The organism is Bradyrhizobium sp. 604_D8_N2_3 (assembly GCF_051810765.1).
Taxonomy (GTDB): Bacteria; Pseudomonadota; Alphaproteobacteria; order Rhizobiales; family Xanthobacteraceae; genus Bradyrhizobium; species Bradyrhizobium barranii.
Map to the genome: position 1 here is coordinate 1,669,387 of NZ_JBPWPM010000001.1, position 17,036 is coordinate 1,686,422.

The following is a 17,036-nucleotide window of genomic DNA, read 5'->3' on the forward strand; positions in this document are numbered from 1 at the left end:
CCCTTTTGATTGGCGCTTGACGCTTATTTTGTCCGCGTGGCGCGTCGCCGCGGTTTCCATGTGTCGGACAACGCGTTGACGGCGGCCTCGAGGGCCTTCCGGTCGATCACGTTGGGATCGAACCGCTCCGGGCCCCAGCGGCGCATATTTTCGTGCTCCGGATGAGCAGGGTCGCTGATGGCGTCGAGGTATTCGGCATAGCCTGGCGCACCACCGACGTCTTCCGGAGGACAACGGCTCGCGGCCTCGAGCAGGAAGGGCATGCCCTCCGTCGTGGTGTTGTCGAACCATTTTTCGAGCTTGATCACGTGATCCCAGCTGTCGCCGAAGTCATAGAGATAGTGGATCGTCTTCGCGCCGGTCTCGTGAACGATATCGCAAAGCCGCGCTTTACGGGCATCCATGGGCTGGTGGCCGTAATCATTGTCGGGGTCGGGAACCCCCCAATGTGCCTCACCAGCGAAGAACTCGAAGAGGTGACTGTTCGTCCAGCCGAATGCCTCCTGAAGCGTCAGATGCAGCCGATCAAGGCGCAGCGGGAGCGGCACGACAAGGCGACGCATCACCTCCGGTTTTACGTCCTTGAGGGTCACCTTGATCCGGACCGCGGTCGTGTTCAGGCTCATGCCGCCAGCCTCGGATCGTGTGCATGCATCGTGTAGATCGATGCCCAAGGGAGCAGTTCGTCCAGTCGCGCCGCAGGCCAACCATTGACGAGCTTCGCGAGAACATCAGCGAGCCAGTGCTCGGCACTGACGCCATTGAGCTTACAGGTCTCGATTAACGAAGCCAGAACTGCCCAATTCTCGGCGCCCTCGTCGCAACCGGCAAAAAGGGAGTTCTTGGCGTTGAGCTTGATCGGCCGCATCGCACGCTCGACAGCATTCGTGTCCATCTCGATGCGCCCGTCATCAAGATAGAGCGTCAAGCCGTCCCAATGACGCAGCGCGTAACGCAAGGCCTTCGCCGTGTCGCTCTTCTGTGCAAGGTGATCAAGCTTGGCCTCAAACCACTGCTTCAAGGCTGTAGCCAGAGGTCGGGCATGCGCCTGCCTGCCAGCACGGCGCTCGACATCTGATCGGCCGCGGAGCGCTTTTTCGACCGCGTAAAGTTGGGCGATGCGCTCAAGAGCCTCGCGGGCAACCGGAGCTGGCGCCGGAGCGGCCTCGCGCTCGATCTTCACAAACTGGCGCCGGAGATGCGACCAGCAGAAGGCGAGCGTCCCGGACAAGGCGTCCGCACGCGTCTCTCGGGTCATAGTCTTGTAAGCCTGATAACCGTCGCAGTGGATGATGCCGCGAAAGCCCTCAAGTAGCTGCAAGCCATGAACGGCCCCACGGCCCGGTGCATAGGCGTAAACCACACCAGGTGGGTCAGGTCCGGCCCAGGGCCTGTCATCGCGTGACAGCGCCCAGAAGTAGCCGGTTTTGGTCCTGCCGCGCCCCGGGTCCAGCACCGGTGCGGGGGTCTCGTCGACACAGAGCTTCGAAGAGGCGAGCAGAAGCTGGCGCAGACGATGCCACAAGGGCTTCAATTCCTGGGCGGCGTAGCCGACCCAGAAGGCGAGCGTGGAACGGTCGATGGCGATACCGTGCGTCGCCAGCATCTGCGCCTGGCGGTAAAGCGGCAAATGCCAATGATACTTGGCGTCGATCACATGCGCGACGAGCCGCTCGGTCGGCAGTCCTCCCCTGATCAATCGCTCGGGAGCAGCATGCTGGAGGACGACGCCGTGACAGGCGCGGCAGGCCAGTTTGGGGCGGCGGGTGACGATGACGCGATACTGCGCCGGTACGACGTCCAGCCTCTGGCTCTCATCGTGACCGATCTCAAAAAGGTCGCCTGCGCAGCACGGGCAGCAGGTTGCAGCGGGCATCAGGGTCTCGATGATGCGCGGCAAATGCTCCGGCAGCTTGCCACGATTGGCCCTGCGCTCGGCAGCTCTCTTCTCGCGTGCTTTGGGATTGGCGCGGTCCTCGGCGGCTTCGAGGGCCGCGACGGCCTGATCGATATCCTCCAGAACAAGCTGGAGCTGATCAGCGTCCAGCTTTTCCGAGGACCGACCGAACTGCGCATCCTTCGCAAGCTTGAGCAACCGCTCGAGCCGGGCGCAGCGATCCAGCAGAGCCGCGGCAAAGATACGCAACTCGGCGGGATCGCTCGGCAGCTCATCGGGCAAATCACTCATTGACCCGAGCTTGCCATGCTTCGCGTCCCGATGCAGCGATGATCTGTATCTTTACGCAAGCGCTTTCGGCTGCGGGATTCGAGGCGCGTGCATGCGCGTCCAATCCATGCCGGCCAGCGAGGGGATTGAGGAATGTCCCCAATAGTGAGTCTGACGAATCATTTCCGGAGGTGGTCCAAGTTCGAGACCCCCACCATCCTTTGTACGGCCGCTCATATCGAGTGATTAGGAAGATCGGCCAGCGAGGCCGAAGCATTCCCGCTTCGTATGAAGTTGAGTTTCGCACGGGAAGCAGTCTCCTGATTCAGGCAACCGCAATCGAATATTATGGACAAGAAGCAAATCAGATTAAGCTGAGTATGGAGGCTCTACTCGAGCTTTTATCGACAGCGGATTGTCCCGACGCACATGAGCATGGATCCAGCCGATCTTTGGTCGACGCTGACGCCCGCGCTCCGACGCCAGATCGTCGAAGACGTCGCCGCGATTTTGGCGGAGATCCCTCATGAAGTCCGAGCTGGTCACACCAAGCCACTTGGCGCGCAAAGCCGTAGTCTACATCCGGCAGTCGACGCCCCACCAGGTCGTAAGCAATCAGGAGAGCCTGCGCCTTCAATACGCGCTTCGCAAGCGCGCCCGCGAACTCGGATGGCGTGAGGCGGCCATCGATGTGATTGACACCGATCTCGGGTTGAGCGGCGCGTCTACAGCGCATCGTAACGGCTTCAAAGAACTCGTTGGCCGTGTTGGCCTGAGTGAAGTGGGGCTCATCCTGTCGATCGACGTGACCCGCTTGGCGCGTAATTGTACCGACTGGTATCCGCTCCTGGATATCTGTGGTCTGCGTGGCTGTCTGATCGCCGACCGCGATGGTGTCTATGATCCGGGCACTCCTAACGGACGGTTGCTTCTCGGGCTGAAAGGTTCGATCTCCGAGCTTGAGCTACATACGATCCGCAGTCGGCTGACCGCCGGCCTGCTGGCTAAAGCCGAACGCGGCGAACTTGCGGTTATGCTGCCAATCGGACTGATGCGGGACCCGAGCGGCGTGGTCGTTAAGGATCCCGACATGGCCGTGCAAGGGCGGCTCGGTCTCGTCTTCCAGTTGTTCCTGCAGCTGCGCAGCGTTGCCAAGGTCATGCGAGCGTTGAACGAGCGTGACCTGGAACTGCCGCGTCGTGGTCGGTATGGTGATTTGTGCTGGACGCGCGCGACGCTGGCTGCCGTAGCGGCCATCTTGAAGAACCCCGCCTATGCGGGCGCCTTCGTCTATGGACGAACCCGCTTCCAGCCGCCGAAGCGGGAGGGCGCCCTGCCACAAAAGGCTCCGCGGCCGATGGAGGAGTGGCGGATCGTCGTCAAAGATCGATATCCAGCCTATATCGACTGGCCAATTTATGAAAAAATCCGGGCCGTCATCAGAGATAATCGAGCCGAATACATGCGCATCAAAATCCGAGACGCGCCTCGCAATGGCGAGCTTCTGCTCCACGGCATCGCCTGGTGCGCACGATGTGGCCATAAGATGTACGTCCGCTACAAGGGCGGTGGCGAGTATGTATGCAACCACCTGCGTACCCAGGGAGGTCATCCAACCTGCCAACACATTCGCGCCGCTCATATCGATGCGGCCGTTGGCGATGCATTCCTGACCGCACTAGCGCCGGCTGAACTCGATGCCTTGTCGCGTTCCCGCCGGGTCCAGCAGCAGATGAGCAGTGCGTTACGCTCCAGCGCAGAACGAGAGCTCGAGCGCAAGCGGTACACGGCGGCGCTCGCCGAACGGCAGTTCAACCGAGCTGATCCAGATAATCGGCTGGTCGCCTCGGAACTCGAGCGCCGATGGGAAGCGGCGCTAAACGACGTGCGCGCCGCCGAAGAAGCGCTTGCCCGACAGATGCCGTCCAAAGCCATCACGCAAGTAGCCATAAGCAAGGAGCTCAACGACAAGGTCATCAGCCTCACCGGCCGCCTCCCGCAGATATGGGGTGACGAGGCTATCTCGGACGCGCATCGCAAGGCTTTGCTGCGATGCCTCATCGAAAAGGTCGTGCTCGATCGTGGCGAGAACGACTTGGCCCTGGCCAGGATCGTCTGGCGCGGAGGCGCCGTGACGGAGCTCGAGGTGAAGATGAGCGTCAACTCCGTCACCAAATTGACACGAGGCACAGAGATGCGGGAGCGCTCGCTGGCGCTCGCCCGCGACGGCGTCCCAGACGACGAGATCGCCGCAATCCTTACCCAAGAAGGCCACCGCTCTCCGCGTTGCGCCGATAAGGTGCTGCCCATCACCGTTGGGCGGCTCCGTCGTGCTGCTGCCATCAAGGTAGCTACCCAGCGCAGCCGATGGGAGCATGACGACTCACTCCTCAGCCCGCCCGAACTGGCACGAAGGCTCGAGATTCCGGTGAACTGGCTCTATGTCCAGATCCGAAGTAAGCGTTTGCTGATTGATCGCCAGCCAAGCGGCGCCTATCTCTTCCCGAATACACCATCCGTTCTTGACGCTGTCCGAAACCTTCGAAACCACGTCCTTGCGCAACTTGATCTAAGAATCTGTCAGCCTAACAAGGAGGGGCATCAACATGGGTGATCGAGAAGCGCGGACAGCTGGGCCGCATTCATCCGCATCACACCGGCCACGATGGGTGGCCATTTGAAGCCGCTGCCCTCAAGCCGCTTCCAATACAGCACGAGGCCACTACATCCCAGACAACAATCTTCACCCGATCAGCGCGCTTCGCACGGAAGACCACCGCCACGCCCTTCATCGGATCGTGGCCCAGCGTCTCCTTCGCCAACAGCGCCAGGCCATCTGCGCCCTTCCTGAAGTCTACAGGTCGGGTCGCAACATAAATCATGAGGCCAGCGGGAGCCGTCAGCATGAACGTGTCCGGCGCAACGCAACAAACACATCACTCAACACAGCAAGGCCAGGCGTCCCTCGCACCTCAACTCGTGCCCCATGGAGCTCAACCGTCACAACGGCTGCTTCCGGCGACCCGGAGGGAGCTGCAACCACCGATGGCGACGATTCCGACACCAACGGCACAAACGACAGTGCTCCCCCCGCAGCTGGCAGCACCAGTTGACCTGAACGCGCCCGGCGCCGCCAGTCATGCACCTGCTGGGGCCGGCAGCCATGGCGACGTGCGACATCTGTTACGATCGCGCCCGGCTCGAGACTGTCCGCGACGATCTGCGCCTTCAAATCATCTGGCCACTGTTTCCGGCCGCCGCCGGCGTACACTTCTATGCGCGGTGACAACGGTCGTCTTATGTCGTCCGAATGGTCGTCCATTGTGAGCACCCTGAGCTATCGCCAAATTTTGGTGACGGCCGGGGCCGGTCAGGCGGCGGCGGTTGTGGGCTGACGGTCGGTCGGCTTTGCGATGACCTCGATCCCGTTGTTGAATGTCACACCGAGAACGAGTTTTGGCAACTGGTTATGACCGTCGAGACGGCGCCAGCCTTTTTGGGCGCCCTCGATCAGTTTGAAGACCATCGCGAGCGCAGTCCTGTTGGACAGACAGCCCTTCGATCGGATCGTGCGATGGCGCACGGTGGCGAAGGTGCTTTCAATGGGGTTGGTGGTCCGTAAGTGTTTCCAATGCTCGGCCGGGAAGTCGTAGAATGCCAGCAGCGTATCCCGATCCTTGGCCAGGCAGTCGGCCGCCTTGTCGTATTTCAACGCGTAGCTCTCGATGAATGCCTCGAACGCCAGTTCGGCGGCGGCCTTGGTTTCGGCCATCCAGATCTCCTGCAACGCGCGTTTGGCTTTCGGCTGCTGGCTCTTCGGTAACTTGGCGAGCACGTTGGCGGTCTTGTGCACCCAGCAGCGCTGCTCGCGCGTTTTCGGCCAGACCTCGCCGGCCGCCTTCCAGAACCCGAGTGCGCCATCGGCGATGACGAGCCGCGGGGGCACGTCGAGCCCGCGCCGCTTCAGGTCGAGCAGCAGATCACGCCAGTCGTGCGCGCTCTCGCGGGCGCCATCGGTGAAGCCGACCAGTTCCTTGCGGCCTTCCGGCGTCGCGCCGATCAGCACCAGGATGCACTGCTTTTCGTCCTCGAGGCGGGCTTCGAGATGGATGCCGTCGGCCCAGATGTAGACGTAGCGTTTCGCCGACAGATCGCGCTTCTGCCACGCGGCGTGCTCGTCGAACCAGCCGTCCTTCAGGCGGCCGATGGCGGATGCCGACAACCCGGCAGCATCCTTGCCGATCAGCGCCGCCAGCGCCTCGGAGAAATCGCCGGTCGAGATACCCTTCAGATAAAGGATCGGCAGCAGCGTCTCGATCGACTTCGACCGGCGCATGTAGGGCGGCAGGATCGACGGTGAGAACCGGATGCGGCCGGGATCGCCGGCGGCGGCCGTGCGGTCGCGCGCACGCGGCTGGCGGACGGTGACCGGACCGATACCGGTCATCACCTCGCGTTCCGGCAGGTGACCGTGGCGGACGACGCGCTGCTGACCGTCCTGGGTCTTTAAATCGGCATGCTTGTCGAGGAAGTCCGCGACCTCGGCCTCGACCGCCTTGGCAAGCAGCGCACGGGCTCCATTGCGTAAGATTTCGGTGAGTTGATCGTCGAAGAATCCTGGCTGAATCAGTCTGGTGACGTTATCGTTGGGCACGGCATATCGCTCCTTTGGTGGAGAAGTGGAGGCGTCAAGCACCCCCACGATATGCCGCCTTCCCGATTCCCGCCGTCACCAACTTTCGGCGATAGCTCGAGCACCCTTGCAGAAGATGACTCTTCTAACGGCGCTAATAGGTCTACGCACAAACAATCTGATGGGCCTCGCAGCCCCGCTTACAGCTCATCTCGACCCAGCGGAAGATGATTCAGCATTCGAGTGGCGAAAGTCATCCGGCCGCGGCTGGTTGATTTTCCGCGGAAGGGGGTTACGTGTCCGCCGACCTTGCGCATCGCCTTTCGGCCAGCGCCACAGCGGTCGACAGAAATAGCGCGATTGCCGTAGTTGGTTAGGCTTGGCATCTGTATCGCGGTTCCGCTTACCACGCTTCGGCGCGAGGTGAACTAAGCTCTGAGGACACGACTTTGGGCGTTGTCATGGCAGAGTGTGGAGCTCGGACGCGGGTCTGAGGCATCGAAAAGTAATGTCGCTGCCGCAAGATCAGCACTCGATTGAACAAATGAGCACCGGAGACCATTCGATTATTCCGCGGCCGGAGGGTAAAGATCTTGCGCAATACGACGTCGGCCTATCGCTCGTAGACCAAGCAGCAAAGGCTCTAACCTACTATTCCCAACAGCATACTACCTTGGACATCACGGCCATTTACGCGGTAGCCGGCTTCGCATCAGGAGCACAGCGATACCAAAATCGCCGTGATGAGTGGGCCCAAGCCGTTGAAAAGGACGAATTCACGCGCAGTCTTGAAGCCTTAGAAAAATACCGACGTAGATACCAATATATTCAGGGCGTGTCCGGTTTGCGGCGTGTAGGTAACGCTTGTCGGGTGATTGATGTACGTCAGTCCTACGGTAGTATATATCCCGGGCGCCAGATGGGCCGTATACAGTCCCGAAATTGCTGTGCTGTCGCGGTGCGCCAGCTGCCCTTTCGCAAGGGCAGCGTCCACCGCGAAATGGCTCCAGATGGTGTTGTTGACAACAAGACTCATCTGATCAGTGGGCCGGCTGTCAAACAGGCCTTTCGCATAAAGGCGAAGCTCGTAGTACTGACTAGCCCTATTTAGGTCGGGCGGAGCGTACATTGCAGAGAATCCGCCATAGATTCCGCGAGATGCCGAGCCGTGGACGGCAGACTGCCAGAATTGCCTATCCGCAGCTACATAGTAGACGCTGTTCGCCTTGGCTGTCGGTTGCGTCGGATGCTGTAGGTCCGTGTAGCTGCTGTTATTAAACCCCGCGCCAGCCCGCAGCCAAGTCTCGGGTACCCCGGGAGTAGGCTTGTTCTTATAGCAAACTTCATCAAGCAGAAGAATGCCTGCGTCGCGCGTGCTCCAGTTCAACCCAGTGGGATTTTCGCTTACATGCGTATATTGACCGGCTGGACTGAGAGACCGCTGGATTGAGAGCTTGTTATAAATCCGATCGTCAAAATTGTACTTCAGATTAAGAGCCGGCGTTGGCGCCCAATTGCTGCTCATGCCTGCTTGGAACAGCATTTTCGACGAGGGTCCAAAAACCTTTTCTCCGGCGCCCGCAAACTCATGTTGGTTCCTGAGGTAACCCACTTTGAGTTCGATCTTCCTGTCGAAGAACGTTTGATAGTAAGAAAAATGCATTGAGTCCCAGTCGGTCTGGCCCGGCGCTCTTCCATGTCCAGTATTGATGCTCGGCTCCGACCACGATCTGACCGTCGGGAATTCCAAACCGAGTGAGGTCATATGTGACGATCATAGAGTTGATCGTACTAAATGTCGGATTCTGGCCGACATATTGCTGATTGGCGATGGTGCTTCTGGCGGCGTGACCGAGTTCATTGTCGACAAGCGTGTTTAGGGTCCAGCCAGCAAATCCAATCCCGAGATCCGAAAGCTCGGATCTGACAGAAGCTGTATCCCGATCTATCGTGTCCGCAGGACCAGGAGCAGTAAACGCCGCACCTTTTTCGCGGAGGTTTTCGAATTTTGCGAGTGGGTCGATCCGGCTTTGAATTCTGCTCTTGGCAGTATCCAGGGCACTGTCGCGCTTTGTGGTAGATGAAATGGACCCGCGGAACGGGACCACTTGAGCCGGTTTGTTAGTTGTAAACTGACCGCTCCTGATCACTTTCTATCACGCTGCCAGAGATTCTGTCTGCTGCTGTTGCTGTGGGCATGTGGTCAACGCGTCAGCGTTGTCCACCATGTCCACAGCCTTCGCGGTGCGCATCCGTTCGCGCCAGACCGCCATCGGCGCGCGATAGCCGAGCGCCTGATGAAGGCGGCGATTGTTGTAGAAGGCGATCCAGTTTGCGATCCCTGCTTTGGCCTCGCGGCCGTCGGCATAGCCCTTGAGATAGATATCCTCATGCTTAAGCGACCGCCACAGCCGCTCGATGAAGACGTTGTCCATCCAGCGGCCGCGGCCATCCATCGAGATCTTGATCCCTGCGCCCGCCAGCGCGCCGGTGAAGGCCGTGCTGGTGAACTGGCTGCCCTGGTCGGTGTTGAAAATCTCCGGCGTGCCGTACTTCGCCAGCGCCTCTTCCAAAGCCGCCACGCAGAACGAGACGTCCATCGTGTTCGACAGCCGCCACGCCAGAACCGCACGGCTCGCCCAGTCGATGATCGCGACGAGATAGAGAAAGCCGCGCCCGATGGGCAGATACGTGATGTCGGCCGCCCACGCCTGGTTCGGCCGGTCGATCGTCATGTTGCGCAGCAGATAGGGATAGATCTTGTGGCCCGGCGCCGGCTTTGTCGTGTTCGGCTTCGGTCCCAGCGCCGCGATGCCCATCTTGCGCATCAACCGCTGCACACGCTTGCGATTGACCTGAAGCCCCTCAGTCTTCAGCATCGCGATCATTCGCCGCGAGCCTAGGAATGGCCAGGCGGTGAACAGCTCGTCGAGCCGCTGCATCAGGGCGAGGTCGTTGTCGTTAGCCGGCCGTGGCGGCCGGTAGACCCCAGAGCGCGCGATGCCAAGCAACATGCATTGCCGGCGGATCGACAGCGCCTGGTCGGCGCGATCGAGCATTTCTCGACGGTCCGGTGTGCTCATCTTCCGGACCTCCGTGCTAAAAAATCGCGCTCCACCGTCAATTGCCCAATCTTGGCGTGCAGCTTTTCGATCTCGCGTTCGCGCGTTTCCTCGCTCTCCCGCCCGACACCCGCGTCAAAGGCCCGCGCCGCCTGTTCCAGAAGTTGTTTCTTCCACGCATAGATCTGGTTCGGGTGCACCTCATAGCACTGAGCCAGCTCGGTCACCGTCGCCTGCTCCCGCACCGCCTCCAGCGCAATCTTCGCCTTCAGTGCCGCGTCGATTTTCCGTCTCGTCTTCTTCGTCATCATGCCCTCCGTCTATCAAACGGAGCGGCCCTTTTCCAACTTAGCCTCTGGTCCCAAAACCGGGGTCCATTTCACCTGCGGACGACGAGACAGAACATCCATCAGCTCCATTGGATCTACGAGATCTATATCGCGTCGGGACTTCTTGCCTGATGTGGCCCGAGCGAGTTTCACCGGCACTGACTGGCATGCATCCGGCATCTCCATCAATTGCTAGGTTTGGTAGTTGACCGGGCGGGAGGTCGGCTGTCGCTGCGCGAATCGCAGGTATTGTGCCGCTCGGCGCGAGGCCGTCCCGGCGTTCACGGAGGACCGGTATGGCAACGTCGACGGGTGCAATTCGGGAAATCGTCGCTTCGATCCAGGTTGCGCGAAGCTCTTACGGGAACGATCTTTTCGCAGGCCGTGATTCCGCCGGATCTGGTGCTAACTGCTGCTCGACTATCGTTCGCGCCGTGTCGCGCCGGCGCTGGTCGTTTTGTGCCCGTGGTCTAGCTCATGGCGTGGACGAGTTGCTGCTCTGGATTGCACGCCGCAGCCTGTAGGGAGCGGCGATCATGCACATCGATAGGGGCCGTCGTGTCATCACGACGAATCGCTGCGGTTTACTGGGAGTACGCATCCAGCGTAGACGGCGCGCTGATGGAGTATTGCATCCGGACGAGATCGATCAGGTTTTCGATACCGAAGTCGCTGAACGCCGAGATGCCATCTTCCCTGACCATAGACCGAGATGAGCCGTCCTCAATCTCCATCTCGTTGGGGACGTCCCGCAGCCAATCGTCCTCCTGGTCGAGGTCCGCGATCACAAGGGCAATGGTGGTGATGTGATGAACCTTGTCCAGGTGCGTGGTCATGCCGCGTTGCAGTCGGAGGCGTCAAATTCCCGGCAGCAATGCGTCGAGCTGTCTTCGCGGCTAGGGCCGGCGGCTCTAGTCGCACGGCTGCCCGCGACGTCCTTTACCGATTTGGAGCTGTTTGTGACTGCACCAGGCGAGCGAAACTCGTTCGCCGCGCTTCCTGGTGCGTACAGCGAAAGGTAATGCATTTCATCCGGTCATCGCTCCTTGGCTGGTCTTAACAGAGCGCCGTGCCAAGATGAGCATCAAATGCGGCTGCCACAGCCCGGGTTAGAAAACGATGCTCCGGCCTCACGCGGATGAATCCCTTTTCCATTTGCACGATCCCGTCCTCAGCGAGCATTGCCAAGCGTTCGCCTGAACCGAGGAAAGAGACCGGGTCAAATCCATGAGTAACGCAAATTGCCGGCACGTCGACCTCGAAATCGCACATTAGCCGCTCGATGATCGCGGCCCGGACGCGGTCTTCGAGGCTGAGACAGTAGCCCTTTGACGTCGCCAGACGGCCGGCTTTGATTTGGCCGCTGTAGGAACCTGCTGTAACTTCGTTCTGGACGTAACCGTCGCCAAGCCGACCGATGGCCGACGGGCCGAAGCCGATCACTTTATTGCAGGTGTCGGCCGAGTAACCCAGTGAGTTCCGCCGCAGGCGACCGGCTTTCTGCGCCAGCGCGAGCTCATCGTCCGGCAAGGCGAAATGGTCGAGTCCGATTTGGCGGTAGCCCGCTGCAATCAGTGTATTGGCCATCGCGGCGGCCTGTTCTGCACGGGCAGGGCTGTCTGGCAGCGCTGCCTCGTCGATCAGGCGCTGATTCTTCTTAAAGGAAGGAACGTGCGCGTAGCCGAATACCGCAAGCCGGTCTGGTCGCATGGCCACCGCCGTTGTCGCGGTCTGAACGCAGGACTGCACCGTCTGATTTGGCAGACCGTAGATGAGGTCGAAGTTGATGCGGATTATTCCATGCTGCCGCAGCGTTTCGACAGCGCGCTCTGTTTGTGCCTCACTCTGGACGCGGTTGATGGCCTTTTGAACAATTGGATCGAAGCTCTGGACGCCGAGGCTTGCGCGGTTCACTCCGGCAGCTGCTAACCCTTCGGATGTGGCGAGCGTGAACGTGCGCGGGTCGATCTCAACAGCGATGGCGGCCGTTTTCGAAAGCGCAAAGCGGCAGCGCAGAAATTCCATCAGTCGCCGGAACTCCGCTGCCTCGATGAGGGTCGGCGTTCCACCGCCGAAGTGCACGTCGCTCACAAGCAGCGGTTGCGGCACCTGCGCCGCGACCAAATCGATCTCCTTACGAAGAACCGCCAAAAACTCTAGGATGGGTGAATCCCGGCGAGTGATGCTTCGAGCGAAGCCGCAATACCAGCAAATCGATCGACAGAACGGAATGTGAAAATAGAGCGACACCGAGTCATTGACCGGCAGCCGCTGCAGCCATTTCTCAGAGGCTTCGGCGCCGACCACTGTGGAGAACTGGGCTACAGTTGGATAGATGGTGTACCAAGGAAGGCGAGCATCGCAATACTTTGCTAGAATCGAGGTCTGCAACGATTGTTATCCCATGTTTACGAAGTTTGTGGTCGCAAGCGAATTCTTTTGCATTCCTTTGTTTGCCGACAGTAATCCGGAGTGTCGCAAGGCAATTGGGAGCTTGCGTGACGGCCGATCTGCTGACGAAACACGCTGTCGGATAGCAAGGCGTTCCTCTCGAAGACAGAGAAATTGCTGCAGGCGAGATACTCGAATCAACACGGTCACGACGAGACCCCAGATTCAACTCCGCGTCGGTAATCTCCAATGTTCGCCACCGAGACATCGACCATGGCCGTTGACGCTGCTAGAACTGCCTCACGACCTGACTCGTGCGAGGTTCATCGACCAAGATTGATACGTACCCCGCAATCTCCATCAACTGATAAGGTTGGTAGTTGACTTCCGCGTGGTGTGTCCCCATCCACCCAGGTATCCTGCGCCGGCTCGGGGCCGCCCCGGTACGTAGTCGAACTTCACCAATGCGAGGATTGTCGGAGGGTCTCGTTCATGGGGTCCCTCGAGCGCTGCCAGTCTGAGGATAGGCTTAGGGAGCCGTGGATGGGTTCGCGATTTGGGTGACAACTATCAATCCTGATCAGGATGCGGAGGACGTAAGCCGCAAAAACTGAAATGGGGATCACAAGATTATGTCGAGTGGCGAAGTGCTTGCAAAATGATCACCACCCAATGGCGCCGATACAGTTGGTCTTCTTCGCATCAAGATCAAGGTGAGGTCCAAGAAATTGCAGCCGGCTCGCATTCGGGCAGGAGGCGAATAAATGCTTGTGGGAATGTTCGTCGTAAATGGCGCCAAAAGGTCGCCGATCAACACGACAACTATTGCTTTGTGCGCGCGCTATGATGTAGGAGCGCCCCGCGTGCAACGAGTCTCGCGTCGCTCGCTCAGCCGCATAGGAGCCAACGCCAAACCATCGGCAATAGTGCGGACAGCGTATTGGCGACCGTCGCGCGGCCCACGGCTGTTGGCGTGAGTATGTTCTTGAGTTGGGATGGAAAAAGTAATGAGCCGGGTAGGCGAGCGACAAGTGATGGATGCAATTGAACAGCCGGCCGCTTTAGACTTGCCACCGGTTTTGTACAGATCGTCAACGCGCCTAGGGTGGGTGGTGGTCGTTTTCGTGTGCCTGTGCACCGCAGGAGTCTACTTTTTGACCGACGTCAGACAATATCTCGAGAGCTCGGCGGCCCGTGAAGTCGCTCCAACCCTGAGCTTGTCTCCAGATGACACGGCGGTCCTATCGGAGATTCTATCGGCACAACAGAAGGCGAGCGATGAGATAGCGGAGCTCAATTACAGCATCACCGCCCAGCAGGCTGAGTTAAAACGAATTTCCGATCAAATTGCAGCGCTGACCTCACGAATCGACTCGTTACCAAATCTGGTACTCACCGGTTTGCCTTCTTCCGTTCCCTCCCCGCCGTCAGCTCAAGCCGATCCGACGCCGGCGAGGAAACTCGCGCCTCCGTCTAAGTCACAAGGACCGATCTCCGTCGGAGGGGCGCCACTGGTCTCACCCCCGGGCACGGACGAACCTCGATGATTTCCCGCGTGCTCAGTCCCAGTCCAGCTCTCCACACGTTGCTAGCGAATATTCCAAACACTGGCGCAAATCAGGCCACCGGGCGCTTCTCCGAAAACGACGCTCAAAACCAGAACGCCTTTGACTTCTTCTGCTTCGGTGCATCCAACCTTTTGAGATTAGATAACTTGACCTACGATCGAGACCTCCTGCCGCGAAAGTTCTCGACGTCACTGTTCGTCGGATAGCCGCAAAGCGCACAAACCAACAAGCATCCGAATGGACCCAGCGCGGCGCCTAGGCCCGGGACATCGCGGTGCCTGATAGCTCTACGCGGTATTCCTGACCGTCTCAGCTAGCATTGCGTAAAGCCGCCGCCTGCTCATTTCCTGAGGCCGCTGCCTATCTAGTGTCCTTTTGCGACAACTTCTTTCCGACGCAATCGCGGCAGGCAGCGATCAATGTCGGGCCCTCGCTTGGGCGCGGGTCTAATCTTGGGTTTTTGCTGTTGGTGGCTTGTGACCTCGAGTCAGGCCCAACCGTGTTAGCCCAGCAAACTGCGACTGCACTCGAGATGACGCGCGATCTGCGCGGCACTCAGTCGCGCGGCCCAGGGCTTTTCGAACTCTGCCAATTCTCTTCTAATCCAGCGCATTGATGCTACTCTAATGCCAGCTGCGACCTCAGGCTAGTTTACCCTTCCTCCGGCTCGCGCACCACCGCCGGTTTGGTCTCGTGCTCCTGTTTCTCCTCCTCCTGTTCATTCATTCTACGAAAGTCCGCATCGCGGGCAGACGGAAAACGAGCCCTTGGCGGACCGCGATCTCTTCGCAGTCCCTACTGTGATAAGGGTTCCGTCTGCTCGCGCAATGTAAGTGGTCGGGTGGCAACGGGGCGTACCTGCCCGAGAAAATGAGGATAAGCGACTGTGGGCCTTCGTGAGTACTTGCGTCCGTTACCACAAAAGCGAGTTCGCGCGCCTCCCAATCCTGATAGGGCAGCTTCGCTCGTGTTTCCGATATTCTACATCGACAGGGGCCGAGCCAAATCTCCCCTCACTTCGCCCGTAAGATGATTTCGAAGTTCTGACGATCGTGCGAGCTCTCGCGAGCCCAAGCCATGGACATGCGTCACACAGCTTTACCGTACGGCCCGAGCTCGTTGTTTCTCGACCGAGCTTGCATGCGAACTCCAAACAGCGCACCTGAGCAAGCAAAATTGCACGCCAATGCCCGCGAGACAATCATGACAGCCTTATCGACAGAGAACGCTCGCGAGGAAGCTGATGTTCCGCTGAGCCGCCTGGATGTAAGCGACTCCAAGCGCTTTCAGGATGATACTGTTTGGCCTTGTTTCGAGCGGCTGCGAAGGGAAGATCCCGTCCATTATTGCGAAGACAGCCCATACGGACCATATTGGTCGATAACAAAATATCGCGACATCATAGCCGTGGACTCAAATCACACAGTGTTCTCGTCAGAGCGAAGTGTCACAATTGTCGACCCGCCGGAGCAGTATTGGACGCCTAGTTTTATTAAGATGAGTCCTCCTGTCCATGCTCAGCAGCGTAAGACTGTCAGTCCGATAACGGCATCGGAGAACCTAGTGAAGCTTGAAGGCTTGATCCGCTCGCGGGTTAAGAAGATCTTGGACGGTTTGCCGCGCAATGACCCCTTCAACTGGGTCGACAGAGTCTCGATCGAGTTGACGACCCAAATGCTGGCCACGCTGTTCGATTTTCCATTTCAGGATCGACGGCTGCTGACCTACTGGTCGGACGTAGCCGCCTTGACTCCACAAATGGGCCACCAGATCGACAGCTGGGAAAAGCGAAAGGTGGTGCTGTCCGAGTGCCTGGACTATTTCACACGACTTTGGAGCGAACGGGTGAATTCCGAGCCGCGCGCTGACCTGATCTCGATGATGGCGCATTCATCGGCGACCCGAAACATGGAGCCGCGCGAGTTCCTGGGCAACCTCATTCTGCTGATTGTTGGAGGTAACGATACTACGCGTAACTCAATTACCGGTGGCGTCTTGTTCATGAGTCAAAATCCGTCCGAACTGCGAAAACTCCGCGATGATGCTTCGCTGGTGCCCGGGGCGGTATCCGAGATTATACGATACCAAACGCCTATCGCGCACATGCGCCGGACCGCTGTGGACGATTTCACAATAGGCCACAAGCAAATCAGGCGAGGCGATAAAGTTGTGATGTGGTATATCTCTGGCAACCGAGACGACGAGGTCATTGCGAGCCCCAACAGCTTCATCATTGATCGAGAAAATGTACGGCAACATCTCTCTTTTGGATTTGGGATTCATCGTTGCGTGGGTAGGCCTCTTGCAGAGCTGCAGCTGAAGATCCTGTGGGAGGAGATGCTGAACCGATCTCTGGAGGTAAAGGTGGTCGGCGAACCGGAGCGAGTTGAATCTAATTTTGTGCACGGTTATACCGCACTGCCGGTGCAGATTCCAGGTTAGGCTCGCTTGCGAACGACATTCAACGCTGGTCGTGCAGAACCGGCGGTTAGGACCACGGCCCTATGGAGACCAGTTGTCCGGGTAAGTTCACCGGCGTCGCGTTACGGGCTTGTGGTTCTTTCGAAGATTGCGGACAGGGCCACAGCGTCGTTATCCCGTCGAAGATCTTGGCCGGGCCGTTGTGATACTCATCACGCCGCCGATTGTCGCATCGTTGTTACTGGAGAGCTTGGTGTGCGGCTCGCGTAACACCCCTCCAGCTCGACGGTTCAGAGAGTGGCTACCCTGGCGGACGCGGAGGCATTCCGGGCGAACCATCCCCCCGTCCACGAGTCGTCCGGTTATAACCGTCCCAGCGTCTTCAGGAGGCCGCGCAAGGCTGCTACGCGGCGGGTGGGCGGGGACACGAGTTCTTTGGCGTCACGGACCAGGTGCCTTTGTAGG

10 protein-coding genes and 1 pseudogene are annotated in these 17,036 nt (G+C 59.2%); 2 read left to right on the plus strand and 9 right to left on the minus strand.

What is annotated here, in order from left to right; translation table 11 throughout:
* Positions 1-23: 23 nt before the first annotated feature.
* Together AB7245_RS07785 and tnpC are read right to left on the minus strand one after the other, a co-directional pair.
* The gene (locus AB7245_RS07785) at positions 24-674 is read right to left on the minus strand and encodes a plasmid pRiA4b ORF-3 family protein (RefSeq protein WP_439034124.1); all 651 of its coding nucleotides are present in this window, start codon (positions 672-674) and stop codon (positions 24-26) included.
* Complete coding sequence (tnpC, locus tag AB7245_RS07790) at positions 623-2,188, minus strand: IS66 family transposase (protein WP_439034125.1); 1,566 nt, start codon at positions 2,186-2,188, stop codon at positions 623-625. Before tnpC ends, AB7245_RS07785 begins: the two co-directional genes overlap by 52 nt.
* A 505-nt stretch (positions 2,189-2,693) precedes the next feature.
* Here tnpC and AB7245_RS07795 point away from each other — a divergent pair.
* Complete coding sequence (locus AB7245_RS07795) at positions 2,694-4,781, plus strand: recombinase family protein (RefSeq protein WP_439034126.1); 2,088 nt, start codon at positions 2,694-2,696, stop codon at positions 4,779-4,781.
* Here AB7245_RS07795 and tnpB read toward each other — a convergent pair.
* The 7 genes and pseudogenes from tnpB to hemN form a co-directional block, all read right to left on the minus strand.
* Positions 4,769-5,073: pseudogene (gene tnpB, locus AB7245_RS07800) on the minus strand (IS66 family insertion sequence element accessory protein TnpB). The gene AB7245_RS07795 and the pseudogene tnpB sit on opposite strands and share 13 nt — an antisense overlap.
* Complete coding sequence (gene tnpA / locus AB7245_RS07805; protein WP_439034127.1) at positions 5,067-5,489, minus strand: IS66-like element accessory protein TnpA; 423 nt, start codon at positions 5,487-5,489, stop codon at positions 5,067-5,069. Before tnpA ends, tnpB begins: the two are co-directional and overlap by 7 nt.
* A gap of 48 nt (positions 5,490-5,537) precedes the next feature.
* Positions 5,538-6,821, minus strand: coding sequence for an IS256 family transposase (locus AB7245_RS07810; RefSeq protein WP_439034083.1), 1,284 nt, complete (start codon positions 6,819-6,821; stop codon positions 5,538-5,540).
* 775 nt (positions 6,822-7,596) lie between these two features.
* Positions 7,597-8,565: a carbohydrate porin gene (locus AB7245_RS07815; RefSeq protein ID WP_439034128.1), complete on the minus strand. Its 969-nt coding sequence runs from the start codon at positions 8,563-8,565 to the stop codon at positions 7,597-7,599.
* A 391-nt stretch (positions 8,566-8,956) separates the two neighbouring features.
* Positions 8,957-10,170, minus strand: a protein-coding gene (locus AB7245_RS07820; protein WP_425364335.1) for an IS3 family transposase whose coding sequence is annotated in 2 segments (ribosomal slippage) — positions 8,957-9,894 and positions 9,894-10,170 — 1,215 coding nt in all. Because the reading frame shifts where the segments join, the coding sequence is not laid out codon by codon here.
* A 605-nt stretch (positions 10,171-10,775) separates the two neighbouring features.
* Positions 10,776-11,027 (minus strand): hypothetical protein, encoded by a 252-nt coding sequence (locus tag AB7245_RS07825; protein WP_439034129.1) that lies wholly within the window; start codon positions 11,025-11,027, stop codon positions 10,776-10,778.
* Between the two features lie 220 nt (positions 11,028-11,247).
* Positions 11,248-12,582 carry an oxygen-independent coproporphyrinogen III oxidase gene (gene hemN, locus AB7245_RS07830; RefSeq protein ID WP_439034130.1) on the minus strand — a complete coding sequence of 445 codons (1,335 nt, stop codon included), beginning with the start codon at positions 12,580-12,582 and terminating at the stop codon, positions 11,248-11,250.
* Between the two features lie 2,771 nt (positions 12,583-15,353).
* On the opposite strand from hemN, the gene AB7245_RS07835 reads away from it, so the two are divergent.
* Positions 15,354-16,592, plus strand: a complete 1,239-nt coding sequence (locus AB7245_RS07835) for a cytochrome P450 (protein ID WP_439035721.1) — start codon at positions 15,354-15,356, stop codon at positions 16,590-16,592.
* Positions 16,593-17,036 lie beyond the last annotated feature (444 nt).

Bases quoted from the DNA above. Each gene is read 5' to 3' on its own strand.
- tnpC (WP_439034125.1), bottom strand. From the start codon at position 2,188: ATGAGTGATTTGCCCGATGAGCTGCCGAGCGATCCCGCCGAGTTGCGT.
- tnpA (WP_439034127.1), bottom strand. From the start codon at position 5,489: ATGGACGACCATTCGGACGACATAAGACGACCGTTGTCACCGCGCATA.
- AB7245_RS07795 (WP_439034126.1), top strand. From the start codon at position 2,694: ATGAAGTCCGAGCTGGTCACACCAAGCCACTTGGCGCGCAAAGCCGTA.
- AB7245_RS07815 (WP_439034128.1), bottom strand. From the start codon at position 8,565: ATGACCTCACTCGGTTTGGAATTCCCGACGGTCAGATCGTGGTCGGAG.
- AB7245_RS07825 (WP_439034129.1), bottom strand. From the start codon at position 11,027: ATGACCACGCACCTGGACAAGGTTCATCACATCACCACCATTGCCCTT.
- AB7245_RS07835 (WP_439035721.1), top strand. From the start codon at position 15,354: ATGACAGCCTTATCGACAGAGAACGCTCGCGAGGAAGCTGATGTTCCG.